Source organism: Stappia sp. P2PMeth1, from assembly GCF_900185735.1.
In the GTDB taxonomy this organism is placed as follows: domain Bacteria; phylum Pseudomonadota; class Alphaproteobacteria; order Rhizobiales; family Stappiaceae; genus Stappia.
In genome coordinates this window covers 35,873-58,756 of sequence record NZ_FYAW01000040.1, presented here as the reverse complement: position 1 = coordinate 58,756, position 22,884 = coordinate 35,873, and the positions used below count along the sequence as shown (strand labels likewise).

Genomic DNA, 22,884 nt, shown 5'->3' with positions numbered 1-22,884 from the left:
ATATCTTCAATGCGACATGCGGAGTCGCGGGAGCGACAGCGCCGGCGTCCCGCGGACGCCTGCGCGATTTTCAAGGGGACCGGCGCGCCGATGGCCTTCGATTTCATCTTCATGCTGACGGAGGACGACAGCACCGTCCCCGATGCCCGAAGCCGGCTGGACGAGGTGCTGGCGGGCGGCGCAAGGCATATCGGCTTCAAGGATGTCGGCCTGCCCTTCGAAGAGCTGCGGGGGCTCGCCCGCGACATCCGCGCCGCCGGCGGGCGGGTCTATCTGGAGGTGGTGAGCCTCGATGCGCAGAGCGAGCTGCGCTCGGCCCGCGCGGCCATCGGCCTCGAAGTCGACTGCCTGCTCGGCGGCACGCGGCCGGCCGAGGTGGCGCCGCTCCTGAAGGCGCATCCGATCCGCTATTACCCGTTTCCCGGCGAGATCGTCGGCCATCCGAGCGTCTTGGCCGGAACCATCGGGAGCATCACGGCAAGCGCCCGGGCGCTCGCCGAGCTGGAGAGCGTGCACGGGCTGGACCTGCTCGCCTATCGCTTTGCCGGCGACGTGCCGGCCTTGATGCGCAGCGTCTGCGCGGCCTGCGACAAGCCGGTGATCATGGCCGGCAGCATCGACCGGGCGGCGCGGATCGTCGAGGTGGCGGAGGCGGGGGCGGCCGGCTTCACCGTCGGCACGGCGGCGCTGAAGGGCCAGTTCGCCGCCTCCGAAGCCGGCCTTGCCGCGCAGGTGCGGGCGATCCTGTCGCTGACGCTGGAGGCGCGCCGCCGCTCCACCGCGCCGCGCCGCATCGCGCTGGTCGCCCACAATGCCCGCAAGGCGCATCTGCGCGCCTGGGTCGGCCGGCATGCGGACGTGCTGCGCCGGCAGAAGCTGGTGGCGACCGGCGGCACCGGCGCCATGCTGCTGGAGGCGGTGCCGGGGCTGGCGATCCAGCGGCTGCAGCGCGGCTCGCATGGCGGCGACCAGCAGCTCGGCGCGCTGATCGCCACCGGCGAGCTCGACGCGGTGATCTTCTTCGCCGATCCGCATGGCCACCACACCAGCGATGTCGACCTGATGGCGCTGACGCGGCTCGCCATCCTGCACGACACGCCGATCGCCTGCTCGCCGGCCGCCGCCGACCTCGTCGTCGCGGCAAGCCTCGCCGGGTAGGGGGAAGGGGCCCCGTCAGTCGCTCGCCGCATGTGGCAGGTGAAGCGGCCGGCCGGCCGCGTCCCAGTCCTGCCAGCCGGGAAAGGCGAGCGCGGGGAGGGTTTGCGCACTCGCGACATGCGCGCCCCAGGCCGCGAGCACGCAGCGCAGCCGCTGCTGCTGGGCGGACTCATCCTCGTAGGAATAGCCGTGCCCCTGCACCCCGCAGGCGGTGAAGGGCGGCAGCACCGTGAAGCCGAGATAGTGCAGGGAGTAGTGCAGCGGCCAGAGCATCGTCGCGAAGTCGCCGCCGCGCGCGCCCGGCCCGAAGGCGCTCTCCGGCGCGCCGGTGGTGACACTGAGCATGGCGCGGCGTCCGCGGAAATAGCCGGCGTCGTAGCGCATGCGGCTGGTATAGAGGCCGCCGCTCAGGAACACCCGGTCGAACCACCCTTTCAGCATCGCCGGCGGGCCGTGCCACCACAGCGGAAACTGGAGCACGAGAAGGTCGGCGCGTTCCAGCTCGGCAATTTCGGCAAGGACGTCGGCGGGAACGCTGCCGCTCTGCCAGGCGTGGCGCTGTTCGGCGAGCGGCGAGAAGGCGTCTGGATCGAGCCGGTTGACGTAATGCGCGCCCTTTTCGACCGGGTCGAAGCGCGAGGCGTAAAGATCCTGAAGGCTGACCGTGTGGCCGTCGCGGGCCAGCGCCGTTGACGCCGCGGACGACATGGCGGCGTTGAAGGAGCCGGGATCGGGATGGGCCCGGATGATGCGAACGTGCATGCGGGGTTCCTCTGACGATGGACATTCGCTTCAGCTTATCTTGCGGAAATGATAGGATGATCGTCGATATCGCAGATGGAGTTTGCAATTTTGCAAGATCGGCTCGACTGGAGCGACTATCGTCTGGTGCTGGAGATTGCCCGCGCCGGGTCGCTGACGCTGGCCGGCCGGCACTCGGCACGCAGCCATGCGACGCTGTTCCGCCGGCTCAACGCGATAGAGGAGCGGCTGGGAACGCGGCTGTTCGACCGGCACCGCAGCGGATACGCGCTGACGGGGGCCGGGGAGGCGGTGGTGGCCGCAGCGAAGGCTTTCGAGGAGCTGGCCGTCTCGACCGAGCGCCAGCTTGCCGACCTCGACCGCCGGGCGGAGGGACTGGTCACCGTGACCACGACGGATGCGCTGTTTTCCGGGCTGATCGCGGAGGCGCTGACCCGGTTCCATGCGCAGACCCCGGCCATCTCGCTGGAGGTCCGGCTGTCGAACGACCTGCACGACCTGGCAAGGCGCGAGGCGGACATCGCCGTGCGCCCGACCACCGCACCGGAGCCGCACCTGTTCGGGCGCAATCTCGGCACGATCCGGCAGGCGGTCTATGCGCCGGCGCATATCGCGGCCGATGCCGACCTGCCGTGGATCGGCCCGGCCGCCTCCATGAACTATGTCCAGTACGAGCGCTGGCTGCGCCGGCAGGAGGGCGGGGAGACGGCGATGCGGATCGAGGGAACGCTGGGCATCCACGCGGCGGTCCGTGCCGGCGCGGGACGGGCGGTGCTGCCCTGCTATCTCGGCGATGCCGACGAGGGCCTGCGCCGCTGCGGACCGGTGGTCGAGGAGCTGGGCATTCCGCTGTGGATCCTGATCCACCCGGACCTGAAGGACGTGGCGCGGGTGCGCAGGGTCCTGGAGTTTCTCGGCGAGGACAGGCAGCTCAGGCAAAGGCTCTGAGCCTTCAGCACTGTCGGCCGGAGGCTCTTGCCGGCGCTCTTGATCACCTGCGTCGATCAAGACGATGAAAATTCCCTCGCTTCAATAGGCCGCCTTTAAGTGCGATCTCAGCCTCCTGCGATGCGAGGGGATGCGAGGCCGCGCCACTTTCTCAGGACGTCATCCCGACCGTAGGCGCAGCCGCGACCCGGGAACTATTGGCCCCCTCGGCGGGCATTAGGCGGGAGGGCGTCGCCACCTCCCCGGCTGTCATACCTGCGCAGGCAGGTATCCAGTATCCGCCGGGGCTGGTGGTGGGGCGAAGCTAGCCGCCTCCGGCCATCGCGAGGATCGCTCGCGGCAACGTCACGGCCTGAGCCGCGCGGCCTGTGGTTACTAGGTCCCGGTCTTCGGCTACGCCGAAACCGGGACGACAGGCGGAGGGGATGGGGCTTGGGAGGGACGACAGGCGGAGGGGGCGGGGCGAGGCCTGCGTGCGGCAGCGGCCTGTTTGTGCGGCTGCCTGCGTGCCGCCCTGGCGGGCTATGGGAGGCCGGGAAAGAGGTCGTGCCAATCGCGGTTATGCTCTTCGATGAGCCTTATCTTCCAGGCCCGCTTCCAGCGCTTGATCTGCTTTTCCCGGCGGATGGCGGCTTCTATGTCGGTGTGATGCTCGAAATAGACGAGGTGGGTGACGTCGTGGCGGGCGGTGAAGGAGCGCGCGATCTTGTCGCGATGCTCCGAAACCCGACGCGCGAGATCGTTGGTGACCCCCGTGTAGAGGGTTCCGCCGACACCGCTGGCCAGGATGTAGACATAGTAGTTGTGATCGCGCATCTGTCCGCCCGCCCCGCCAGGGCGGCGCCTAGAACAGTCCTTCGATCTGGCCGTTCGCGTCGAGGCGGATGTGGTTGGCCGACGGCACCTTGGGCAGGCCGGGCATGGTCATGATCTCGCCGCAGATCGCCACGACGAAGCCGGCGCCGGCCGCAAGACGCACCTCGCGCACCGGCACGGTGTGGCCGGTCGGCGCGCCGCGCAGGGTCGGGTCGGCGGAGAAGGAATATTGCGTCTTAGCCATGCAGACCGGCAGATGGCCGAAGCCGTCCGCCTGCCAGCGCTCGAGCTGCTCGACCACCTGCTTGTCGGCGGCGATCCCCTCGGCGCGGTAGATCTTGCGGGCGATGGTCTCGATCTTCTGAAGCAGCGGCATGTCGTCGGGATAGATCGGCGCGAAATTGGGGCTGCCGCCCTCGACCAGCTCGACCACCTTGCGGGCGAGGTCCTCGGTGCCCTTGGAACCATCGGCCCAGTGGCGGCACAGCACCGCCTCGACGCCCTGCCCGGCGGCATAGGCCTGGAGCGCGGCGATCTCGGCATCCGTATCGCTGACGAAGTGGTTGATGGCGACGACCACCGGCAGGCCGAAGCTCTTCACGTTCTCGATGTGGCGGCCGAGATTGACGCAGCCGCGCACCAAGGCCTCGACATTCTCCTCACCCAGCGCCTCGCGGCCAACGCCGCCGTTCATCTTCAGCGCCCGCACGGTGGCGACGATGACCGCAGCGTCCGGCTTGAGGCCGGCCTTGCGGCACTTGATGTCGAAGAACTTCTCCGCGCCGAGATCGGCGCCGAAGCCGGCCTCGGTGACCACATAGTCGGCGAGCTTGAGCGCGGTTCGGGTGGCGATCACCGAGTTGCAGCCATGGGCGATATTGGCGAAGGGGCCGCCATGCACGAAGGCCGGATTGTTCTCCAGCGTCTGCACGAGGTTCGGCTGCATCGCCTCCTTGAGCAGCACGGTCATGGCGCCGTCCGCTTCAAGATCGCGCGCGGTGACGGCGCTGCGGTCGCGGCGATAGCCGACGATGATGGCGCCGAGCCGCGTCTGCAGGTCGGCGAGATCGCGGGCAAGGCAGAGGATCGCCATGATCTCCGAGGCGACGGTGATGTCGAAGCCGGCCTCGCGCGGGAAGCCGTTGGCGACGCCGCCGAGCGAGGCGACGATCTGGCGCAGCGCCCGGTCGTTCATGTCCATCACCCGGCGCCAGGTGATGCGCCGGGTGTCGAGGCCGAGCGCGTTGCCCCAGTAGATGTGGTTGTCGATCAGCGCCGAGAGCAGGTTGTGGGCCGAGGTGATGGCGTGGAAGTCGCCGGTGAAGTGGAGGTTGATGTCCTCCATCGGCACGACCTGGGCATAGCCGCCGCCGGCCGCGCCCCCCTTCATGCCGAAGCAAGGGCCGAGCGAGGGCTCGCGCAGGCAGATCGCCGCGCGCTTGCCGATACGGTTGAGCCCGTCGCCAAGGCCGACCGTGGTCGTGGTCTTGCCCTCGCCGGCCGGCGTCGGGTTGATCGCGGTGACCAGCACCAGCTTGCCGTCGGGCCGGTCCGCAAGGCCGGAAATGAAGTCGGAGCGGACCTTGGCCTTGGTCGATCCGTAGCTGTCCAGCGCCTCCGCCGGAATGTCGAGCTTCGCGCCGATCTCGGCGATCGGCTTCATCTTGGCGGCGCGGGCAATCTCGATATCACTGGCCATGGCAAACTGTCCTCTCCCGGGCGGTCGTTGATCTGCCGCCGTCTATCGTTCGATTTGGAAAGCCGATCCTAGAGGCTGAGGGCAGGGCCGACTGTTTGCGATCCGACATGTCGGCATCGCGCAATCGTCGTCCTGCGGGTGAAATGGGGTCTTGTCAGTCCTCGCCGGTGGCGACAGGCGTGTCCTCGCGCCCGCCCCATTCGGTCCAGGAGCCGTCATAGACGGCGGAGCGGTCGTGGCCGGTAAGGGCGAGCGCCAGCGACAGGATCGCCGCGGTGACGCCGGAGCCGCAACTGGTGATGACGGGGCGCGAGCGGTCGATGCCGGCCGCGTCGAAAGCGGCGGCAAGCTCCTCGGCCGGGCGCAGGCGGCCGTCCTCCATCAGCTCGGTGAAGGGCAGGTTCCGCGCGCCGGGCATGTGGCCGCCGCGCAGCCCTGCGCGCGGCTCCGGATCGGTGCCGGCGAAGCGGCCGCGCGAGCGCGCGTCGAGTACCTGCTGGCCGCTCTTCAGCGCCTGCGCCACCTTGTCGAGATCGGCGACGAGGCCGTTGTTGAGGCGGGCGGTGAAGTGGCGCTCGCCGCGCGGGGCGGGGGCGCCATCCTCGACCGGGCGGCCTTCCGCCTGCCACTTGGGCAGGCCGCCGTCGAGCACGAAGACCTGTTCGACGCCCATGGCGCGGAACATCCACCACACGCGGGCGGCGGAATAGAGCCCGACGCCGTCATAGACGACGATGGTCTGGCCGTCGCCGATGCCCATGCGCCGCATCATCGAGGAGAAGACATGGGCGGGCGGCAGCATGTGCGGCAGATCGCTGGTGGTGTCGGCGATGGCGTTGACGTCGAAGAACACCGCGCCGGGGATATGGCCTTGCGGATATTCCGGCGGCACGTCCGGCTGGCCGACCGGCGGCAGCCAGGCATTGACGACGACAAGGTCCGGCGAGGCGATCTTGTCGGCCAGCCACTGGGTCGAGACGAGCGGGGAAAGCACCATTGCTGAAAGCCTCGCTGGAGCAATGAGGGGGAGGGCGGAGGAGCGTCAGTCGGCGAGCTGGATGCGCACGCGCCGGTTCTGGCGGCCCTTCTTCTCGATCTTGGTGACGATGAGCGGGCCGATCTCCGAGGTGCGGCTGACATGGGTGCCGCCGCAGGGCTGCAGGTCGACATCGCCGATGCGCACCAGCCGCACGCGGCCGCTGCCCATCGGCGGCTTGACGCTCATGGTCTTGACCATCTCGGGCTTGGCCAGCAGCTCCTCGTCGGTGATCCAGTCGGTGGTGACGGCATGGTCGGCGGCGGCGATCTCGTTGACCTTCGCCGCGACCTCGTCCTTGTCCGGGCTGCCGTCGGGAATGTCGAAGTCGAGCCGGCCCTCGCCCTCGCCGATCTGGCCGCCGGTGACGGGGAAGGGCAGGACGACCGAGAGCAGGTGCAGCGCGGTGTGCACGCGCATCAACCGGTAGCGGCGGTCCCAGTCGAGATGCAGAACGATGGCCTCGCCGACGGCGGGAAGCGCCTCGCCCTCGGCCGGAACATGGACGATCTGGCTGCGGTCCTCGCCATAGACGGTGGTGGCGATCGTGATCTGGCGGCCGTCGGCAAGCTCGATCCGGCCGCTGTCGCCCGGCTGGCCGCCGCCGGCGGCATAGAAGACGGTCCGGTCGAGAACGAGGCCGCCGCGGTCGGTGACGGCGGTGACCCGCGCATCGCAACTGCGCAGATAGGCATCGTCTCGAAAAAGCAGATCCGTCATGAGAAATCCCCGATGATTCCGGCAGGAGCGCCAGCCTATCCGATCGGCACCGGCAATCAACCACCCGCCGGGGCAAGGATCGCCCACCTCACAGGATCGGCGAGAACAGCCGCGCGGCCTGGGCGATGAGGCGGAAGCCGAAGGAGCGCACCTCCAGATCCTCCGGCGTGGTCGGCCGGGAATTGGCGAAGTCGGCCTCCAGCATCCTTTCGACCCGCTCGATGCTGCGCTCATGGGTGAACCACAGCGTCACCTCGAAATTGATGTGGAAGGACCGGGAATCGAAATTCACCGTGCCGATGCCGGCGAGTGCGTCGTCGACCAGGATCACCTTCTGGTGCAGGAAGCCGGAGGTGTAGCGATAGACATTGATGCCATAGTCGACCATGTCGTCGGCATGGGCGTAGCTGGCGAGCCAGACCAGCCGGTGGTCGGCCTTTTCGGGGAGCAGGATGCGCACGTCGACGCCGCGCATGGAGGCGGCCATCAGCGCGGTCTGGATGGCCTCTTCCGGCACGAAATAGGGGCTGACGATCCACAGCCGCTCGCGCGCCCTGGCGATGGCCTCGGAAAAGGCGATGGCGCAGTCGTCGAACCGGTCGGCCGGGCCGGTCGGCATGACCAGCACCGGCTCGTCGCCCGGCTGCGGGATCGGCACCGGCAGATAGGGGCGGATCGGCGTGCCGGTCGCCCAGTGCCAGTCCTCGCAGAAGGACAGGGCGCAGGCGATGGCCGCCGGCCCCGCGACCTTCACATGGGTGTCGCGCCAGTGGCCGAAGACCGGCGACAGGCCGATATATTCGTCGCCGACATTGAGCCCGCCGACCCAGGCGGCCTCGCCGTCGACGACGACGATCTTGCGGTGGTTGCGGTAGTTGAGCCGCATCGGCCCGGTGAAGCGCAGCCATTTGTGGCGCTGGTTGAAGCCGGCGATCCGGACGCCGGCCTCGCGCAGCCGGCGGCGATAGCTGCGCGGCAGTTGCTTTGAGCCGACATCGTCGTAAAGCACATGGACGCGCACGCCCGCCTGGGCCCGCTCGATCAGCACCTCGGCGAGCCGCTGGCCGAGCCCGTCGTCGCGGATGATGAAGAACTGCACCAGCACCTCGTGCCGCGCCCCGGCGATGCCGGCGAAGATCGAGTCAAACGTGTCCGGCCCGTCGACCAGCAGCTCTACCGAATTGCCGGCGAGAAACGGGATCTGGGCGATGCGGGTGAGCACCGGCCAGCTCGTGCTGGTGGTGGCGTCGGCCAGCCGCAGCTCTCCGGCGCGCGCGGCGCGGGTGGTGCGGCCGGCATAGGCGCGCACCTCGCCATAGTCCTCGAACCGCTTCCAGCCGAAGACGAGATAGAGGAAGGCGGTGGGGAACGGCAGGAACAGCAGCGACAGCAGCCAGGCGATGGAGCCCTGCGAGGTGCGCGAATTCAGCACCTCGCGCACGGCGCAGACGGCGGCAAGCGTGTAGAGCGCGAAGGTGAGCGCGGCGATGATCGGCAGGTTGGCGACAAACGCCTCGGCGAGATTGAAGTCGCGGATCATCTCAACTCGGAAGAAACGAGGGTCGAGGGAAGACGGTAGGGACGAACCTGCCCAAAGACAAGGCAGGTTCGCCGATTATCGACCGTCTGTTATCGACCGCCCGTTCTCGACAGCCTGGCGACACCGCCGGCGCCCGGCCGCGCCGGTCAGGCGACCTCCTCGAAGGGAGGGGCGATGGCGCTGGTGCTTTTTTCCAGCCAGGCCGGCACCGGCAGATCCTTGGAGCGCAGGAACTCCGGGTTGAACAGTTTCGACTGGTAGCGCGTGCCGTAGTCGCACAGGATGGTGACGATGGTGTGCCCCGGTCCCATCTCGCGCGCCATGCGGATGGCGCCTGCGACATTGATGCCGGAGGAGCCGCCAAGGCACAGGCCCTCGTGCTCCAGCAGGTCGAAGACGATCTGCACCGCCTCCGCATCCGGGATCTGGAACGGCATGTCGACCGGCGCGTCCTCAAGGTTGGCGGTGATGCGGCCCTGGCCGATGCCCTCGGTGATCGACGAGCCCTCGGCCTTCAACTCGCCATGGGCGTAATAGTGGTAGAGCGCCGCCCCCATCGGATCGGCGAGGCCGATCTTCACGCCGGCGTTGCGCGCCTTCAGCGCCATGCCGACGCCGGCCAGCGTGCCGCCCGAGCCGACGGCGCAGACGAAGCCGTCGACCTTGCCGTCGGTCTGGCGCCAGATCTCCGGGCCGGTGGTCTCCAGATGCGCCTGGCGGTTGGCGACATTGTCGAACTGGTTGGCCCAGATCGCGCCGTTGGCTTCCGTTTTCGCCATCTGCTCGGCAAGGCGGCCGGACAGTTTCACGTAGTTGTTGGGATTGCGGTAGGGGACGGCCGGCACCTCGACCAGCTCCGCGCCGGCCAGCCGCAGCATGTCCTTCTTTTCCTGGCTCTGCGTCTCCGGGATGACGATCACCGAGCGGTAGCCGAGCGCATTGCCGACCAGCGCCAGGCCGATGCCGGTGTTGCCGGCCGTGCCCTCGACGATGACGCCGCCGGGGCGCAGGGTGCCGCGCGCCTCGGCATCGCGGACGATGTAGAGGGCGGCACGGTCCTTGACCGACTGGCCGGGGTTCATGAACTCGGCCTTGCCGTAGATCTCGCAGCCCGTCAGCTCGGAGGCCCGGTTGAGACGGATCAGCGGCGTGTTGCCGATCGCATCGATCACGGAGGTCTTGATGTCCATCGCTCGTTCCGTCCGTTCAAGGGGCTTTCGGCCCCGGTTGCAGGCCGTCGGGGCCATCTGGTCGAATGGGCCGGCAGGGTAGGCCGGAGGGGCGGGGGCTTCAAGCGAGCCCATGCCAATTGTCAGGCGAACGTTGATAATCCTTTCGGCGCTGTTCTACAAAGTTGATCGATAAATCATGAGAGTGCACATAAGCTTGGAATGTCATGCTGGCGATGATCCAGCTTGCAGTCCGCATCGTAACAGGCACAGAGAGGTTCTCCCGAGCCGCCCGCGCCCGTATCCGGGATATATTGGCGCGACGCCGCAAGTGGAGTATGAGCGATGAGACGCGGCCCTTGGGGGGTGCCGCGACAGGGATTGGATTGGAATGGACGCATCACGCGAACGCGAACAGTTCGACGCGCTGCTGGCCGGATATGTGGCCGGCACGCTGGCCGAACCCGCAAGGCTGCTCGTGCGAAGCCATCTCGACCTGTCGCCGGTCAATCGCGGCTTCGTCCGCGATCTTGAAGCCGCCGGCGGAGCGATGCTGGAAGAGATCGCACCGGTGAGGATCGACAATCGCGACGCGATGCTCGCCGCGATTTTCGAGGCCCCGATTTTCCAGGACCCGGCCGACGAGCCGATCTCGGTTCCGCACCGGGCGCTGAAGACCCGGCTGCCGGCGCCGCTCTTCGACTTCATCGGCAAGGATGTGGCGGACCTGCCCTGGAAGACCAAGCTTCCGGGGCTGAAGGAATACCGGGTCGCCGAGATGGACGGCTGCAGCGCCAGCCTGCTGTGGATCCGCGCCGGCATGGCGATGCCCGCCCATACCCATCACGGCTCCGAACTGACGCTGGTGCTGGAGGGCGGCTTCACCGACCTGCATGGCCACTATGTGCGCGGCGACGTCGCCTATGCCGACGACGATGTCGACCATCGTCCGGTCGCCGACGACGACGAGGACTGCATCTGCTTCGCCGTCACGGAAGGTAGCTTGCGGCTCACCGGCCCGATCGGCCGGCTCTTCGCGCCCTTCATGCGCGGCTGAACCAGAGATCCGTCGGCGATCCGCCCGCGCCCGCCTGCCGTAAACCCCTGGAAACAGGATGGAGGCAGACGATGGCAACAACGACAGTTTGCCCGCAGGACGGCATTGCCTGGGTGACCGGCGCCAGTTCCGGCATCGGCGCCGGGCTGGCGCTCGAACTGCAGCGGCACGGCTGGACCGTGGCGGTGACGGCGCGCTCCGCCGAGGCGCTGGAACGGCTGAGGCAGCGGGCCGTGCCCGGCGCGATCCTGCCGATGCCGGGCGACGTCACCGATGCCGGGCGCATGGCGGAGATCGTCGCAGAACTGGAAGAGCGGCATGGCGGCATCGCGCTTGCCGTGCTGAATGCCGGCGTCTACCTGCCGGTCGACGGGACCGATCCCGACCTTGCCGCCTTTCACACCTCCTTCGACGTCAATCTCAAGGGAACAGTGAATGCACTGGTGCCGCTGGTGGCGGCGATGAGGCCGCGCCGGCGCGGCCAGATCGCCATCGTCGCCTCGGTCGCCGGCTATCGCGGATTGCCGACCTCGGCGGCGTATGGCGCGACCAAGGCGGGGCTGATCAACCTGGCCGAGGCGATGAAGTTCGACCTCGACCGGCTCGGCATCCGCCTGCAACTGGTCTCGCCCGGCTTCGTCGACACGCCGGCGACCAAGGACAATCCCTTCCCGATGCCGCATCTGATGAGCGTCGATGCGGCGGTGGCCGAACTGGTCAAGGGGTTGGAGGCGCCGTCCGGCTTCGAGATCACCTTCCCCAAGCGCTTCACCCGGCAGCTCAAGGCGCTGCGCCTGCTGCCCTACCGGCTGTATTTTCCGCTTGTCGCCCGCGCCACCGGCTGGTCGCGCAAGGGAGAGCCGGAGGACGACGCCAAGGAGTGAAGCCTGCCCGCTATGCGAGGGGCCGGCCCGGCGTCTCGTTTTGCGCGGCGAGCGAGCGGGCAAGCTCCGCATGCGCGCTGGCACCGAGCGGGAAGTTCCACATCAAGGCGATGGCGGCGAGCTTCAGCCCGACCGGCACCAGCGCATAGAGCGCGACCAGCATGGCGAGCCCGTCCGTGCCGGTGCCGTCGGCCGCGAAGCCGGCAAGCTCAAGCAGCGGGAAGGCAAGGCCGACGGCGAGCGCCAGCGACAGTTTCGTTGCGAGCCCCCACAGCGCGAAATAGAGCCCGGAACGGCGGCTGCCGGTCGCAAGGCGGTCGACATCGATCACATCCGCCTGGATCGCCGAGGGGAGGGCGAGATCGGCGCCGAGCGCCAGGCCGGTCAGCACGCAGATGACGGCGAACCCGGCAAGGTCGCCGGGTCCGAGCAGCGGCACCAGCGCGAAGATCGCGCAGGCCCCAAGCATCGCCACCGACCAGCTTCGATGCTTGCCGAGCCGGCGCGAGACGGCGATCCACAGCGGCACGCCGGCAATGCCGCAGAAGAAATAGAGGAACAGGAACGGCCCCTGCATCTGCGGCGCCTCCAGCACCCGCGCGACGAAGAACAGGAACAGGGTCGCCGGCAAGCCGTTGGCGAAGCCGTTGACGACGAAGGCCACAAGCAACCGCAGGAAGGGGCGGTTGGCGGCCAGATGGGCAAGGCCCTGACGCAGGCCCGGCAGGGCGCGGCTCGCCTGCGCCGGTTCGGGGAGGGTGCGGACCGCGACGACGACCAGCAGCGGCAGCGACAGGGCGACGAGCCAGGCGAGCACGGCCAGCGCATCGCCCTGGCTGCCGGCGCCGCTCGCCTCGACAAGCGCCGGCACCGAGATCGCGACCAGCGTGCCGACCAGCACCATCCCCTCGCGCGCGCCGGCGACGCGGCTGCGGCCGTGATAGTCGTCGGCCAGCTCCGCGCCCCAGGCGGTGTAGGGGATGATCGCCGCCGTGTAGCCGACCGACAGCGCCAGTCCCCAGCCGAGCAGATAGGTCCAGCCGGCATCCGGCGGCGGCGTCAGGATCATGAAGGCGGCGAGCGCGGCCGGAAGGGCGGCGAGCGCCAGCCAGCCGCGCCGCCGGCCGAGCGGCGGGTGGAAGCGGTCGGCGGCGAGCCCCACCAGAGGATCGGACACAGCGTCGGCAAGGCGCACGATCAGCAGGATGAAGCCGACCTGTGCGAGCGGCAGGCCGATGGTGCCGGCGTAATAGCTCGGCAGGATGACGTAGAGCGGCAGGGTGAGCGCCGCCAGCGGCAGCGCCGGTCCCGCATAGGCCGCAAGTTGCCCCCATGACGGGCCCGGCGCTGGCGCCATGTGTCAGGGCGCCTTCACATAGATCATCTGGCGCACGTCGATATTGCCCGAGCGGAAGCCGGCCTCGCAGTAGTGGAAGTAGAACTCCCACAGCCGCTTGAACCGGTCGTCGAAGCCGAGCGGGCGGATGCGCGGCCAGGCGGTCCAGAAGCGCTGGCGCCATTCCTCCAGCGTGCGCGCATAGTCGTGGCCGAAGATGCGCTGGGCCGCGAGCTGCAGGCCGGTGCGGGCGCCGAGCGCTTCCAGCTCGCCCGGCGGCGGCAGCATGCCGCCCGGGAAGACGTGGCGCTGGATGAAGTCCGGCGTGCGGCGGTAGTCGTCGAACAACTGGTCCTGGATGGTGATGATCTGCAGGCCGGCGCGGCCGCCCGGCTTCAGGCAGTTCGACACGGTCTGGAAATAGGTGCTCCAGTATTCCTCGCCGACCGCCTCGAACATCTCGATCGAGGCGACGCGGTCGTATTGCCGGCGCTCGTCGCGATAGTCCTGCAGCTTCAGCGTCACCCGGTCGGCGAGCCCAGCCTCCTGGATGCGCTTGGAGGCGAAGTCGAACTGCTCGCGCGAAATGGTGAGGCCGGTGACCTTGGCGCCGATTTCGCTCGCCACGAACTCGGCGAAGCCGCCCCAGCCGCAGCCGATCTCCAGAACATGGTGATCGGGCGCGATGCCGCTTTCCTCCGCCAGCGCCCGGTACTTGCGCTTCTGCGCCTGTTCAAGGTCGTTGACGCCGCCGTCATAGAGGGCGGAGGAATAGGTCATCGTCGGGTCGAGCCATTCCTTGTAGAAGGCGTTGCCGAGATCGTAATGGGCGGAGATGTTGCGCCGCGAGCCGGAGCGGGTGTTGCGGTTCAGCCAGTGGCGGACGCGCACCATCATCCGAAAGATCGGACTGCCGCGCAGCATGTCGGCGGTGGCGTCGCGGTTGCGGCAGAACAGTTCCAGGAAAGTGGTGACGTCGGAACTGGTCCACTCGCCGACCATATAGCTCTCGCCGACGCCAATGTCGGAGCCGCTGAGCAGTCGGCGGATGAAGCGCCAGGAATGGATGCGCACCTGCGCGTCCGGGCCCGGCGCCTCGCCGCGAATGAGGAAGCGGCGGCCTTCCGGCGTTTCCACGCTCAAGGATCCGGCCTTGAGATTGAGGGCGATGCGCAGGCCGAGGCGGGCGAGCCGGGGAAGTCCGGCCAGCACCTGGCGGGCGTTTTCAGGAGTGAGAAGGATCGCAGTCGACATGATCGGTCGCTCCTCGTCGGACAGCCGGGACACTTCAGCTCCCCGTATATGCTTTGTGGCGTCGAATGGTTCCCGGACGTTGAGACGGCGAATGAAAGGGCGCGCCCTTGAGCCAGAGCCGGAACGCCTCCCAGTGGATTCCGGCGATTACTTTGAGTGTCATGAACGGGATTTTCAAGCAGAGCGAGAACAGTGCGCGGCTCGTCGCCGGCACCGCCGTTCCCGCAAAGGCGGCGGAGAGCAAGGGTCCCGTAGCGTCACTTTCCAGGATGCGCACGCGCACCGCCTTGCCCGGCGGCAGCACGCGGAAGGCATAGGTCTGCGCCATGTCGATGAAGGGCGAGACATAGAAGGCCTTGGCGCGGGACTGGCGGATGCCCTCCGGCCCGCGCTGGCGCTCGCGCACCGGCTCCACATAGGTGTGGATGTCGCCGAACGTGTTGCGCACCTCGTAGACCAGCGCCACGAGCTCCCCGTCCGCGCCATAGGCGAAATAGACGGACAGCGGGTTGAACACGTAGCCGAGGATGCGCGGATAGCACAGCAGCAGGATGCGCGCCGGCGGCGTGTCGATCCCGCGCGCGGCGAGCAGGCCTTCCACATGGGCGCGCAAGGGCGTGCCGTCGCGCGGGCCGTGATCGGCCGCGTGGAAGGAGGCGAGGTTGAAGCGGCCGACGGAGAACAGCCGCGACTGACGGTCGGCTTCATTCAGCCGGTCGAGGTCGATCAGCAGCGAGAACACCGTGTAGTCGAAGCGGTGGCCGAACGGCTTCAGCCGCGCATGCATGACCTTGCCCGGATAGAGCACGGCCGCGGCCTCCGGCGGCGGGCCGTTGGCCTCCTGCGTCGTCGCCATGGGGCGTGGCCTGGTCATTCTGCGGCCTCCGCGGTGCGCGCGACGCCGTCCGCGCCGACCCGCCAGGGAATGTCGCAGCCGATCGCCTCGGCGACCGAAAGGCCGGCGACGAGGCCGTCCTCGTGGAAGCCGTGGCCGCACCAGGCGCCGCAGAACCAGGTGTTGCGGTCGCCCTGGATCTGGCCGAGCGCCTTCTGGGCGGCGATGGCGGCCGCGTCGAACTGCGGATGATCGTACTCGAAGGCGCCGAAAGTAAGGTCTTCGCGCGGGGGCACCAGCGGATTGAGGCTGACGAAGACCGGCTTGTCGCCCGGCAGGTTCTGCAGCCGGTTCATCCAGTAGCTGACCGAGGCATCGCGATAGGGCGCGCCCGGATCGCTGGAGGCGATGTAGTTCCACGACGCCCAGACCCGGCGCCGGCGCGGCATCAGGGCGCGGTCGCGGTGCAGGTAGACCTGGTTCGGCCGGTAGCGGATGGCGCCGAGGATGTTGCGCTCTTCCGGCGAGGCATCGGCGAGCATGGCCAGCGTCTGGTCGGTATGGGAGGCGAGCACGACATGGTCGAAGACGTCCTCCTGTCCCGACGTGTCGCGCACATGCACCCGCCCCTTGCGGCGGGTGACCTCGGCGACCGGGGTCGCCAGCCGCACGCGGCCCTGCAGGGGCGACAGCAGCCGCTCGACATAGCTGCGGCTGCCGCCGGTGACCGTGCGCCAGACCGGACGGTCGTGGTTGACCAGCCGGTGGTTCTCGAAGAAGGCGACGAAATTCTCCGCCGGGAAATCGAGCATGTGGGCCGGCGGCGTCGACCAGATCGCCGCGCCCATCGGCAGCAGATAGTCGGAGGCGAAGCCGGGCGAGAATTTCCGGCGCTGGAGATAGTCGCCGAGCGACAGGCCGACGAGGTCGCCGCAGGCGCGGTCAAGGACGCACAGGCGGTTGAAGCGCAGGATCTCGCGCAGCATCCACAGAAACCGCGGCGAGACCATGTTGCGCCGCTGGCCGAAGATCGTGCCGAGGCTGCTGCCCGACCATTCCCGCACGCCGCCGTCGAGCGAGAAGGAGAAGCTCATGTCGCTCGCCTCGCTGGCGACGCCGAGGTGATCGAACAGCGCGGTCAGGTTGGGATAATTGAGCTCGTTGTAGACGATGAAGCCGGTGTCGACGGCCAGCCGCGTGCCGTCATAGTCGATGTCGACGGTGGCGCTGTGGCCGCCGGGGCGCGCCCGCTTCTCGTAGAGCGTGACGTCGTGCCTTTCGCTCAAGGCCCAGGCGGCGCTGTTGCCGGCGATGCCGGAACCGATGACGGCGATGCGCATTAAATGTCCTTCTCTTCAGGCAGCGTTTTTTATGGACTGGAAAGCGTCGAGGGCGCGCTGGCGCGCCGCGCCGTGCTCGACCATCGGCCGGGGATAGGTGTCGCCGAGGCGGATGCCGGCTTGCTCCAGCATCTCGCGCGGGGCTGCGTGAGGCTTGTGGATGTATGAGGCGGGCAGGCGGGCAAGTTCCGGCACCCAGCGCCGCACATAGGCGCCGTCGGGGTCGAATGTCTCGCCCTGGCTGGTGGGGTTGAAGATGCGGAAGTAGGGAGCGGCATCGGCGCCCGATCCTGCCACCCACTGCCAACTGGCGGTGTTGTTGGCCGGATCGGCGTCGACCAGCGTGTCCCAGAACCAGGCCTCGCCCTGGCGCCAGTCGATCAGCAGATGCTTGATCAGGAAGGAGGCGACGACCATCCGCACCCGGTTGTGCATGTAACCGGTGTGCCAGAGCTCGCGCATGCCGGCATCGACCAGCGGATAGCCGGTTCGCCCCCGCGTCCAGGCGCGGAACCCGTCCGGGTCGTCCCGCCAGGGAAAGGCCTCGAAGCGCGGCTGGAAACTGGCATGGCCGATATCGGGGAAGTGGAACAGCAGGTGGTAGGAAAACTCCCGCCAGCCGAGCTCGGAGCGGAACTTGTCGAGATGCCGGTCGTCGAAGTCGCCGGCGGCGGCCCGCTCACTGGTCGCAAACCAGACGCGGCGGGGCGAGATTTCGCCGAAGCGCAGATGCGGCGACAGCAGCGAGGTGGCGTCCGCACCGGGTATGTCGCGCTCGCCCGCATAGCGGTGCAACCGGCTGTCGAGAAAGGCCTCGAGCCGCCGGTGCGCGCCGGCTTCGCCCGGCGTCCAGGTGTCGCGCAGGCCGCCGGCCCAGTCGGGGCGCGCGGGCAGAGGCAGCAGCGCGTCGATCTCCTCGCTCTGAAGCACGGGCGGCTCCGGCAAGGGGCGGGAAGGGGCCTTGACGTCTTTCGGCTGCGCCGGGGCGCCGCGCGCGGTCATCGCCCGGAAGAAGGGGGTGAACACCCGATAGGGCTGGCCCGCGCCGGTCAGCACCTCCCAGGGCTCGGCCAGCAGCGCGCCGTTGAAGCTTTCGGCGACGAGGCCGTCACCGCGCAAGGCCGCCTTCAGCTCCGCGTCGATGGCGATGCCGGCCGCCTCATAACGCCGGTTCCAGACGATATGCGCGGCGCCGGCCTCGGCGAGCACCTCGCGCACGGCCGTCAGCGCCGGGCCTTTGCGCAGGACCAGCGGCACGCCGATCTTCGCAAGGTCCCCGGCAAGCGCCTTCAGCGACAGATTGAGCCACCAGCGCGAGGCCCCGCCCGGCGCGCGCGGCGCATCCGGCCCGCTGTCGAGCACATAGAGGGCGATGACGGGCCGGCCTTCCGCGAGCGCTGCGGCGAGCGCAGGATTGTCGTCAAGGCGCAGGTCCTCGCGGAACCAGACGACAATCGGGGGCAGGCTGACCTTCGAGGGCATGGGGCGGAATGTCCGTCTTCAGCGGGTATCTGATCCACTTACGTCCTCTTGTGACTGATGGATCAGCACTTTTGACGGAAATGCGCAGGCCGCGTCGCGGAGCCTGTCCGCGCCTTGCACCGGGCGGGGCGCAGCGCAAACGAAGAACGGCCGCACCCGGGGCGCAGCCGTTCTTCGGATCGCTCATCAATGCTTCAGGCCAATGTTTCAGGCCAGTGGTTCAGGCCACGTTCTAGGCGCGGAACGGTTCGGTGATCCAGTGCCAGGCAACGACGATGCTGTCCGCCGCCACGCTGAGGCTGGCGAGGATGGCGCTCCACAGCGCATCACCGAAGGCGGCGATCCGCATCATCGTGGTTGGTTCCGACCGGGGGGTCTCCTCGATGAACTCGATGGTGGTCTGCAGTTCCGGATCGTCGACGACGCGGCGGGTCACCACGAGACGCGCATCGGGGGCGACGCGGGACTGGTCGGTCTTCGCCACGCGGGTCTGGTCATCCTGCGGATCGAGCATGGCGCGGACCACGACGGCGCGGCCGTCCGGCAGCAGATGCGTCTCGTTCTGCGCGACCTCGCTGTCGTAGATGACCTCGCCGTGATCGTCGATCAGCTCGACCCAGACGGTCTTGCGCCCCTGGCGCTCGACCTCGCCGACCCAGATCGCATAGGAGCTTTCCTCGACGGCGCCCTGCGGCGTGCCGAGCGTCACCGACAGCCGGTCCTGGGGCAGGAGAAAGGTCTCGCGGTCGCTCTTCGCCAGCACCGCGTCGGCGGTCTGCGCGCGCAGATCCGCGCCGGCGGACGCCGCAACGAGGGCGATCGCCGCCGCCAGCGCCAGCCCGCTGCGGGCCACGCCGTGCCGCGAAGCCACACTGCGTGACTTTCCTGCAACGATAGTCTTTGCAAGTCCAAACATTCGTCGCCTCCCAAGGCTGGGCGGTCCCGAGTTCTGTGGCCGGTGACCGCCTGAATGTTGCTAAGCTTGAGATTTGGTGTACGACTCCCAAATATTCTAGGCCAAGCGTGCCCCAACGTCTCTCAAACATCCTGACAAAACCGTAACGCGCATCACACAGACGCGGTTCCGTGCGAAACGGTTTTTTTACGGATGCCGGATCCCCTTGGGTAAGCTGCTGAAATCTCGGGAATTTCAAACCGGGCAGGAATGCGGCAGAGACGCGGCCACAAGGTGGCGTGGTAAACGTCACGTTTTCGTGACCGCGTCGGTTCGGAAGGACCGGGTCTAGCTGCCGCTGGGCCGGGCGTTGGGGAAGAACAACTGCTGGCCGTCGATCTTGTAGTCGGCGATGACCTGCTGCCCCTCCTCGGAGATCACCCAGTCGACGAACTGCTGGCCGAGATCGGCCTTCACGTTCGGGAGCTTCTCCTTGTTCACCAGAATGATGCCGTACTGGTTGAACATCCTTTCGTCCCCCTCGACGGCGATGCGGTACGCGCCCTTGTTGCCGAAGGAGATCCAGGTGGCGCGGTCGGTCAGCACATAGGCGCCCATGCCGGTGCCGGTGTTGAGCGTCGCGCCCATGCCCGAGCCGGTCTCGCGATACCAGCCGCCCGAGGCCGCCGCGACGTCAACCCCGGCCGCCGCCCACAGCGCAAGCTCGGCCTTGTGGGTGCCGCTGTCGTCGCCGCGCGAGGCGAAGGGGGCCTTGGCCTCGGCGATCTTCTTCAGCGCGTCGGTGATGTCGCTGGAGCCGGCGATGCCGGCCGGATCGGCCGGCGGGCCGACGACGACGAAGTCGTTGTACATCACGTCGAAGCGCTTCACGCCGTAGCCGTCGGCGACGAACTTTTCCTCCGCCGGCTTGGCATGGACGAACAGCACGTCGCCATCGCCATTGGCGGCGTTCTTGATCGCCTGGCCGGTGCCGACGGCGACGACGCGCACTTCGATGCCGGTCTTTTCCTGGAACTTCGGCAGCATGAACTCGAACAGGCCCGAGTTCTGCGTCGAAGTGGTCGACTGGACGATGATGAATGTGTCCTGTGCCTGGACGGGCGCGGAAACACCCGCCGCCAGCAGGCCGGCTGCGGCAAGTGTCAGGAACTGGCGACGAAGCATGTTGGACCTCCCTCTTTGTTGATCAGTTTTGCGTGCGCGGCTCGTCGAGGAACAGCCGCCCCTCCAGCCAGGCGCTGGCGGCTTCGGAACGGGGGGACGACAGCACCCGCGCAGCGGGCCCGCTCTCCGCGACCCTGCCGGCATGCAGGAAGACGATGTCGTCCGCCAGCCGCCGGGCCTGGCCGAGGTCGTGGGTCACCATCACCACGGTGACGCCGCGCCGGCTGGCATCGGCGATCAGGGTCTCGATGGCCTGGGTCGAGGCCGGGTCGAGGCTGGCCGTCGGCTCGTCGAGAAACAGCAGCTCGGGATCGCAGGCGAGCGCCCGCGCCAGGGCGAGGCGCTGCTGTTCGCCGCCCGACAGAACCCGCGCCGGGCTGCGGGCAAGATCGGTCAGCCGCGCTTTCTCCAGCGCCTCATTGATGCGCGCCTGACGCATCGCCCCGCGCAGGCCCCGCACCTTCAGCGCGAAGGCGAGATTGGCGATGACCGAGCGGCGCAGCATCACCGGGCGCTGGAACACCATCGCCTGCGCTCGCCGGGCGGTCCTGTCGAGCGGGCCGCCGCGCCAGGCGATCGCGCCCGCGCTCGGCGCGATCAACCCGTGCAGCAGGCGCAGCAGCAGGCTCTTGCCGGCGCCGTTGGCGCCCATGACCATGGTCCGGCGGCCTTCGTCGATGCGGATGTCGATGCCGTCGATCAGCCGCTTGCCGCCGATCTCCAGCAGCAGGCCCTGCCCCTCCAGCAGGGCGGGGACGGGTGCCGCGTCAGGGTGCTGGGCGCCCTCCGCTTCGTTTCTGGCCAGGGCCTCACGCATAGGCGGCCCTCGCGGCGGAGGCACGCAGGCCCATGACGGCGGCGTTGACCAGGATGGCGATGACCAGCAGCACCACGCCGAGCGCCAGCGCCAGTTCGAGATTGCCCTTCGAGGTCTCCAGCGCGATCGTCGTCGTCATCACCCGTGTGACGTGGTTGATGTTGCCGCCGACGATCAGCACGGCGCCGACCTCGGCGATCGCCCGGCCGAATCCGGCCAGCGCCACGGTCAGCAGGCTGTAGCGGGCATCCCACAGCAGCGCGGTGATGCGGGCGAGCGGGCCGACATCGAGCGAGCGGAACTGCTCGGCATATTCGCGGTCGAGATCCTCGATCACCTGGCGGGTGAGGGCGGCGACGATCGGCGTCACCAGGATGGTCTGCGCGATCACCATCGCGGTGGGCGTGTAGAGCAGGCCGAGCGGGCCGAGCGGCCCCGAAGCGGAGAGCGCCAGATAGACGACGAGGCCGACCACCACCGGCGGCAGGCCCATCAGCGAATTGAGCAGGACGGTCGCCAGGGTGCGCCCGGGAAAGCGGAAGGCGCCGACCGCGGCGCCGAGCGGCAGGCCGATGACGCAGGCGATCAGCACGGCGGTCACCGTGACGCGCAAGGACAGGGCAATGATGCCCATGAGGCTGGCGTCGCCCGACAGGATCAGCGCGACGGCGTCTCCCAGGACTGCCGTAAAGCTCTGCATTCCTGATTTTCCTCCCTCAGAAGGGAAGGAACGCACAAAATCGCCGAAAAATCCACTCCCGATCCCGAGCGTCCGGGTGTGCGACGCGGCGGGAGTGGGCGCGCGGGGGACGCACCGATCTGGCGGAGGCGGCGGCGCCGCCCGCCGGGTCAGCCGGCGCGGCGGGCGGTGAGCGTCGCCCCGCTCTCGCCGCGCAGCAGCAACGCTCCGGTCTCGTCGATCCGCCACTCGCTCAGCTCGGGGAGCGTGTCGAGGAACTTGCGCTCCTGCTCCATCAGCGCCGGGGCGCAGGCCATCATGGTCGAGACGGTGCGCGGGTCGACAGCGATCCGCTCGCCATTGGTGGCAAAGCGCGTGCCGTAGCTGTTGCAGGTGGCCTGCCCGCCGAGCTGGCCCTCGTCGGAAAAGACCAGAGTGACGCGGGAAGCGTCGACGATGCCTCCGCCCGAGATGTCCTCAACCACCCATTCGCCGCCGGGCAGCGCGTCCATGCCCGAGGCAAAGCGCGGCACCTCCACTTCGAGGCCGCAGGGCGGCAGTTCCTCTCCGCGCAGCGTGAAGCTGGCCTCCAGCCCCTTGGTCCACAGCACGGTGGCGGGATCGTCCCCGGCCTCGTAGCGCACGCCGCTGGCGGCCGGGGTCTGCTTCAGGGCAAGGGTCTCGTCGCCAAGCTCCAGCACGGCGCTGTCGTCGCGCTGCCGCAGCACGCCGGCGACCTCGCCGCAGGTAAGGTTCACCGTCACCGAGACGGGAAGCTGGCGCAGCAGCAGCACGTCGCCGGCATCCGTTCCGGCCCCGTCCGGTCCGGTGGGCGCGGCCTCGACCGCCACCGGCTGCGACACCCAGCCGGGGCCCTCGCCATCGGCGAGCACGAGCCGGAGCGCATAGCGCGTGCCGGGCACCAGCCGGTCGCCCTCGGCCTTCAGATAGAAGGGAAGGGGCACCTGCCGGCCTTCGAGCTTTTGCCGCTTCTCCGCCACCAGCCGCACGCTCCCGGCCTCGACGCCGGGCTCGAGCGCCGCCATCTCGCGCAGTTCGACGACCAGCTCCGCGCCGCTGCCGATGGCGATGCGCTCGCGATAGGCCGCCGTACCGACGACCTTGAACACCCAGTCCCCCTCCTGTGCGCCGGCCGGCGGCGGGGCGAGCGCCAGCACCCCGGCAACGCCGAGGGTGGCAAGGCCGAGGGTGGCAGGGCCGGGGGTGGCTGGGGTTGTTGCGCGGGGGCTTGCGGTTTGGGCCATTCTGTCC

Annotated in this window: 21 protein-coding genes; 4 read left to right on the top strand and 17 right to left on the bottom strand. The window is 68.7% G+C overall.

Annotated features, from left to right (window positions below):
- Positions 1–90 precede the first annotated feature (90 nt).
- Entirely contained in the window at positions 91–1,158 is a 1,068-nt protein-coding gene (locus tag P2PM1_RS25850; RefSeq protein WP_186400545.1) for a methylglyoxal synthase, read from the top strand.
- Positions 1,159–1,173: 15 nt separating this feature from the next.
- Here the strand turns inward: P2PM1_RS25850 and P2PM1_RS21885 are convergent, their stop codons facing one another.
- On the bottom strand, positions 1,174–1,920 hold the full coding sequence (locus P2PM1_RS21885) for an NAD(P)H-dependent oxidoreductase (protein ID WP_186400544.1): 747 nt from the start codon (positions 1,918–1,920) through the stop codon (positions 1,174–1,176).
- Between the two features lie 75 nt (positions 1,921–1,995).
- On the opposite strand from P2PM1_RS21885, the gene P2PM1_RS21880 reads away from it, so the two are divergent.
- Positions 1,996–2,868, top strand: coding sequence for a LysR family transcriptional regulator (locus P2PM1_RS21880; protein WP_186400543.1), 873 nt, complete (start codon positions 1,996–1,998; stop codon positions 2,866–2,868).
- A 522-nt stretch (positions 2,869–3,390) separates the two neighbouring features.
- Here P2PM1_RS21880 and P2PM1_RS21875 read toward each other — a convergent pair.
- The 6 genes from P2PM1_RS21875 to P2PM1_RS21850 all read right to left on the bottom strand — a co-directional run bounded on the left by P2PM1_RS21875 (position 3,391) and on the right by P2PM1_RS21850 (position 9,869).
- A complete protein-coding gene (locus P2PM1_RS21875) occupies positions 3,391–3,684 on the bottom strand; it encodes a GIY-YIG nuclease family protein (RefSeq protein WP_186400542.1) in 294 nt (97 codons plus the stop codon).
- Between the two features lie 28 nt (positions 3,685–3,712).
- Positions 3,713–5,383 carry a formate--tetrahydrofolate ligase gene (locus P2PM1_RS21870; protein WP_186400541.1) on the bottom strand — a complete coding sequence of 557 codons (1,671 nt, stop codon included), beginning with the start codon at positions 5,381–5,383 and terminating at the stop codon, positions 3,713–3,715.
- Between the two features lie 154 nt (positions 5,384–5,537).
- Positions 5,538–6,380 (bottom strand): 3-mercaptopyruvate sulfurtransferase, encoded by an 843-nt coding sequence (sseA, locus tag P2PM1_RS21865; RefSeq protein WP_186389850.1) that lies wholly within the window; start codon positions 6,378–6,380, stop codon positions 5,538–5,540.
- 45 nt (positions 6,381–6,425) lie between these two features.
- On the bottom strand, positions 6,426–7,139 hold the full coding sequence (locus tag P2PM1_RS21860) for an alanyl-tRNA editing protein (RefSeq protein ID WP_186400540.1): 714 nt from the start codon (positions 7,137–7,139) through the stop codon (positions 6,426–6,428).
- Positions 7,140–7,227: 88 nt separating this feature from the next.
- Entirely contained in the window at positions 7,228–8,679 is a 1,452-nt protein-coding gene (cls, locus tag P2PM1_RS21855; protein WP_186400539.1) for a cardiolipin synthase, read from the bottom strand.
- Positions 8,680–8,825: 146 nt separating this feature from the next.
- Positions 8,826–9,869 carry a cysteine synthase A gene (locus tag P2PM1_RS21850; RefSeq protein ID WP_186400538.1) on the bottom strand — a complete coding sequence of 348 codons (1,044 nt, stop codon included), beginning with the start codon at positions 9,867–9,869 and terminating at the stop codon, positions 8,826–8,828.
- Positions 9,870–10,239: 370 nt separating this feature from the next.
- Between P2PM1_RS21850 and P2PM1_RS21845 the strand changes: the two genes are divergently transcribed.
- Positions 10,240–10,905: a ChrR family anti-sigma-E factor gene (locus P2PM1_RS21845; RefSeq protein WP_186400537.1), complete on the top strand. Its 666-nt coding sequence runs from the start codon at positions 10,240–10,242 to the stop codon at positions 10,903–10,905.
- 71 nt (positions 10,906–10,976) lie between these two features.
- Positions 10,977–11,789 carry an SDR family NAD(P)-dependent oxidoreductase gene (locus P2PM1_RS21840; RefSeq protein ID WP_186400536.1) on the top strand — a complete coding sequence of 271 codons (813 nt, stop codon included), beginning with the start codon at positions 10,977–10,979 and terminating at the stop codon, positions 11,787–11,789.
- A gap of 10 nt (positions 11,790–11,799) precedes the next feature.
- Here the strand turns inward: P2PM1_RS21840 and P2PM1_RS21835 are convergent, their stop codons facing one another.
- The 10 genes from P2PM1_RS21835 to P2PM1_RS21790 form a co-directional block, all read right to left on the bottom strand.
- Complete coding sequence (locus P2PM1_RS21835; protein ID WP_186400535.1) at positions 11,800–13,146, bottom strand: MFS transporter; 1,347 nt, start codon at positions 13,144–13,146, stop codon at positions 11,800–11,802.
- 3 nt (positions 13,147–13,149) lie between these two features.
- Positions 13,150–14,379, bottom strand: a complete 1,230-nt coding sequence (locus P2PM1_RS21830; protein WP_186400534.1) for a cyclopropane-fatty-acyl-phospholipid synthase family protein — start codon at positions 14,377–14,379, stop codon at positions 13,150–13,152.
- 34 nt (positions 14,380–14,413) lie between these two features.
- Positions 14,414–15,253 (bottom strand): DUF1365 domain-containing protein, encoded by an 840-nt coding sequence (locus P2PM1_RS21825; protein ID WP_208985375.1) that lies wholly within the window; start codon positions 15,251–15,253, stop codon positions 14,414–14,416.
- On the bottom strand, positions 15,250–16,554 hold the full coding sequence (locus tag P2PM1_RS21820) for an NAD(P)/FAD-dependent oxidoreductase (protein WP_186400533.1): 1,305 nt from the start codon (positions 16,552–16,554) through the stop codon (positions 15,250–15,252). Before P2PM1_RS21820 ends, P2PM1_RS21825 begins: the two co-directional genes overlap by 4 nt.
- Before the next feature lie 15 nt (positions 16,555–16,569).
- Positions 16,570–18,036 (bottom strand): deoxyribodipyrimidine photo-lyase, encoded by a 1,467-nt coding sequence (locus tag P2PM1_RS21815; RefSeq protein ID WP_186400532.1) that lies wholly within the window; start codon positions 18,034–18,036, stop codon positions 16,570–16,572.
- A 232-nt stretch (positions 18,037–18,268) separates the two neighbouring features.
- Positions 18,269–18,907 carry a hypothetical protein gene (locus P2PM1_RS21810; protein ID WP_208985374.1) on the bottom strand — a complete coding sequence of 213 codons (639 nt, stop codon included), beginning with the start codon at positions 18,905–18,907 and terminating at the stop codon, positions 18,269–18,271.
- Between the two features lie 372 nt (positions 18,908–19,279).
- Positions 19,280–20,116 (bottom strand): substrate-binding domain-containing protein, encoded by an 837-nt coding sequence (locus P2PM1_RS21805; protein ID WP_186400531.1) that lies wholly within the window; start codon positions 20,114–20,116, stop codon positions 19,280–19,282.
- Between the two features lie 22 nt (positions 20,117–20,138).
- Complete coding sequence (locus P2PM1_RS21800) at positions 20,139–20,933, bottom strand: ATP-binding cassette domain-containing protein (RefSeq protein WP_186400530.1); 795 nt, start codon at positions 20,931–20,933, stop codon at positions 20,139–20,141.
- The gene (locus P2PM1_RS21795; RefSeq protein ID WP_186389838.1) at positions 20,926–21,633 is read right to left on the bottom strand and encodes an ABC transporter permease; all 708 of its coding nucleotides are present in this window, start codon (positions 21,631–21,633) and stop codon (positions 20,926–20,928) included. Before P2PM1_RS21795 ends, P2PM1_RS21800 begins: the two co-directional genes overlap by 8 nt.
- A 149-nt stretch (positions 21,634–21,782) precedes the next feature.
- Positions 21,783–22,877 carry an META domain-containing protein gene (locus tag P2PM1_RS21790; RefSeq protein WP_186400529.1) on the bottom strand — a complete coding sequence of 365 codons (1,095 nt, stop codon included), beginning with the start codon at positions 22,875–22,877 and terminating at the stop codon, positions 21,783–21,785.
- Positions 22,878–22,884 lie beyond the last annotated feature (7 nt).

Excerpts from the sequence above, each read along its gene's own strand:
- P2PM1_RS21820 (WP_186400533.1), bottom strand. The coding sequence starts at position 16,554 with ATGCGCATCGCCGTCATCGGTTCCGGCATCGCCGGCAACAGCGCCGCC.
- P2PM1_RS21845 (WP_186400537.1), top strand. The coding sequence starts at position 10,240 with ATGGACGCATCACGCGAACGCGAACAGTTCGACGCGCTGCTGGCCGGA.
- P2PM1_RS21850 (WP_186400538.1), bottom strand. The coding sequence starts at position 9,869 with ATGGACATCAAGACCTCCGTGATCGATGCGATCGGCAACACGCCGCTG.
- sseA (WP_186389850.1), bottom strand. The coding sequence starts at position 6,380 with ATGGTGCTTTCCCCGCTCGTCTCGACCCAGTGGCTGGCCGACAAGATC.
- cls (WP_186400539.1), bottom strand. The coding sequence starts at position 8,679 with ATGATCCGCGACTTCAATCTCGCCGAGGCGTTTGTCGCCAACCTGCCG.
- P2PM1_RS21815 (WP_186400532.1), bottom strand. The coding sequence starts at position 18,036 with ATGCCCTCGAAGGTCAGCCTGCCCCCGATTGTCGTCTGGTTCCGCGAG.
- P2PM1_RS21795 (WP_186389838.1), bottom strand. The coding sequence starts at position 21,633 with ATGCAGAGCTTTACGGCAGTCCTGGGAGACGCCGTCGCGCTGATCCTG.
- P2PM1_RS21805 (WP_186400531.1), bottom strand. The coding sequence starts at position 20,116 with ATGCTTCGTCGCCAGTTCCTGACACTTGCCGCAGCCGGCCTGCTGGCG.
- P2PM1_RS21825 (WP_208985375.1), bottom strand. The coding sequence starts at position 15,253 with ATGACCAGGCCACGCCCCATGGCGACGACGCAGGAGGCCAACGGCCCG.
- P2PM1_RS21835 (WP_186400535.1), bottom strand. The coding sequence starts at position 13,146 with ATGGCGCCAGCGCCGGGCCCGTCATGGGGGCAACTTGCGGCCTATGCG.
- P2PM1_RS21860 (WP_186400540.1), bottom strand. The coding sequence starts at position 7,139 with ATGACGGATCTGCTTTTTCGAGACGATGCCTATCTGCGCAGTTGCGAT.
- P2PM1_RS21790 (WP_186400529.1), bottom strand. The coding sequence starts at position 22,877 with ATGGCCCAAACCGCAAGCCCCCGCGCAACAACCCCAGCCACCCCCGGC.
- P2PM1_RS21840 (WP_186400536.1), top strand. The coding sequence starts at position 10,977 with ATGGCAACAACGACAGTTTGCCCGCAGGACGGCATTGCCTGGGTGACC.
- P2PM1_RS21880 (WP_186400543.1), top strand. The coding sequence starts at position 1,996 with ATGGAGTTTGCAATTTTGCAAGATCGGCTCGACTGGAGCGACTATCGT.
- P2PM1_RS21885 (WP_186400544.1), bottom strand. The coding sequence starts at position 1,920 with ATGCACGTTCGCATCATCCGGGCCCATCCCGATCCCGGCTCCTTCAAC.
- P2PM1_RS25850 (WP_186400545.1), top strand. The coding sequence starts at position 91 with ATGGCCTTCGATTTCATCTTCATGCTGACGGAGGACGACAGCACCGTC.
- P2PM1_RS21875 (WP_186400542.1), bottom strand. The coding sequence starts at position 3,684 with ATGCGCGATCACAACTACTATGTCTACATCCTGGCCAGCGGTGTCGGC.
- P2PM1_RS21870 (WP_186400541.1), bottom strand. The coding sequence starts at position 5,383 with ATGGCCAGTGATATCGAGATTGCCCGCGCCGCCAAGATGAAGCCGATC.
- P2PM1_RS21800 (WP_186400530.1), bottom strand. The coding sequence starts at position 20,933 with ATGCGTGAGGCCCTGGCCAGAAACGAAGCGGAGGGCGCCCAGCACCCT.
- P2PM1_RS21830 (WP_186400534.1), bottom strand. The coding sequence starts at position 14,379 with ATGTCGACTGCGATCCTTCTCACTCCTGAAAACGCCCGCCAGGTGCTG.